General features: G+C 33.1%; 2 protein-coding genes. Both read right to left on the bottom strand.

The features are described from left to right. Positions 1 to 970 (bottom strand): [Fe-Fe] hydrogenase large subunit C-terminal domain-containing protein (locus tag ACMUOV_RS00460; RefSeq protein ID WP_413852713.1); only part of this gene is annotated, 970 nt, incomplete at its 3' end. Between the two features lie 33 nt (positions 971 to 1,003). Further along, the coding region (locus ACMUOV_RS00455; protein ID WP_413852711.1) for a SpoIIE family protein phosphatase at positions 1,004 to 2,076 on the bottom strand (1,073 nt) is incomplete at its 5' end.

Here is a 2,076-nt window from a genome sequence, read left to right as displayed (position 1 = left end):
CCGCAGTATAATAAAGAGGTGTTTTTGTATCCGAAACAAAAGGTTTTATTTCCGGAAAATGTTTTTTAACAAGCTGATTATATCCCGAACAACAGGATGTTGTCATAAAACTTTTATTCTGTTTCATTCTTTCAACAAATTCTTTTGCTTCTTTTTGTGCCGTAACATCGGCACCTTTTGCAACTTCAAAAACATCATTAAATCCCGTTTGCATAATAGCCGTTTTAAGCTGGTAAAGATTACCGGGAAACTGTCCTGCTATTGAAGGAGCTATAAGAGCTATTACCTTTTTATCGGATGTTAAAGCTTTTAATATATCAATTATTTGACTTTTTTCATGAACGGCACCGAACGGACAAGAAGAAATGCATTTGCCGCAATAAATACATTTATCGTAATCAATAACGGCAAAACCCGTTTCATCTTTTTTTATTGCTCCCACGAAACAAACTTCTTCACAAGGAACTGTAATTTTTGCTATTGCTTTGTAAGGACAAGCTGAAATACACATTTTGCATTTTTTACATTTAAGCTCGTCTATACATGATTTTCCGTTATTAACGGATATTGCATTGAACTTGCATGCGGAAAGACATGGTCTGTCCACACATCCCTGACATAAATCCGTTACAAAAATTCTGTTGGTCAAACATCCTTTACACGCAGCTTGTAAAACCGTTAAATTTTTATTGTCTATGTTTTTTCGTTCAAGAGCACGTTTTGCATAAGTACTTAAAGAAACGGTCTCATCATCATCTTCTATCATAAAACCCAGCCCCGCAATTGTTCGGTCTTTTATTATTGCCCTTTCCTTGTATATGCAACATCTGTAAGGAACTTCCATTCCTTTCGGACGCATATTAAAAGGAATCAGTCTTATGTTTTCTTCAAAATTTTTTGAAAAAAAAGCTTTTATGATTCTTATTAAAATTTCTCTTTTTAATTGTTTTTTATTTCCCGCTGTATTCATAATTTATATAACTCCTAAACTTACAAATTACTTTCAAATAAACTGAACATTAACTTCTTTCAAGTATTTTTCTTTAATAATCTTTTCCATTTTTCTTATTACATTTTTTCTAATTTCTATTTCTATCGGCAATGTAGGATCGTAGTGTGCCTTGTTCATTTGAGAACCTACAAGAAAATTTATACAATCGCTTTCCAATATGAAATCCATTAATGCTTTTGCAGCATCATCTTCGGGTTTTCCCGTTTCCAAGTATTCCAATGTTTTTGTAAGAGTTAAAATACCTTCGGTTACCAAATCAACTCCTTTAATTTTTGAAAGCCCGGGCAGTTTACCTAAATTTAGTGCCATATCCGATGTTACGGGAGTATTTAATTCCCTTGAAATTATATTTGCGGTAGTTCCTCCCGAAATTGCCTTTTTCCCTTTAAAATTTATAAAAAATTTTGCATAGTAAGAATCTTTATCCTGGTTATACGGCGGTCCGGTAAAAATAATGGAACTTCTCGGATCTCTGCAATATATTGATACTACGGATGTATCATCTTTAAGTTTACCGTTTTGTGCAATCAATTGTACTTGCCCGACAATATAATCACTTAGTTGCTTTGAAGAAATTTCGGGATCTTTTTTTAATTTTTCAAGAATTATTTTTATAAGTCCTTCTCTTTGTAAACCCAAAGGATATTTCTCCGAAGCCATGGATACTTGTGTAGCTCCGTCGGAACAAAATATTATTCTGTCCTGCATACATAATTGTATATCATAAATTTTCATTTTTCTGTTTTGAAAAGATTTTGATTGTATCAATTGATACTTCGGTTTAAGAACTTGCCCGTTTCTAATCCAAATAAAGTCCGGATTTCCTTCTTCGACAATTTTTGCTTTTCCGCTTTCGTAACAGTCTATTGCGGAAAAAGTAGAATAGCTTATTCCTCTTACCTTACAAACCGGAAGAGAGTTCATTATAATCTCACAGGATTTTTCTATATCGGAATTTTTTTCCATAAATTTTAGCAACATTGTTGATGTCATACATGCAAGAATGTTCGCTTTAATTCCGCTTCCCAATCCGTCGGACAAAACGGCAACGACTCTTTTCATAT

The organism is Candidatus Ruminimicrobium bovinum, assembly GCF_902760015.1.
Taxonomy (GTDB): Bacteria; Elusimicrobiota; Endomicrobiia; order Endomicrobiales; family Endomicrobiaceae; genus Ruminimicrobium; species Ruminimicrobium bovinum.
The sequence above is the reverse complement of the archived record's forward strand: the minus strand, read 5'-3'. Positions and strand labels throughout refer to the sequence as shown.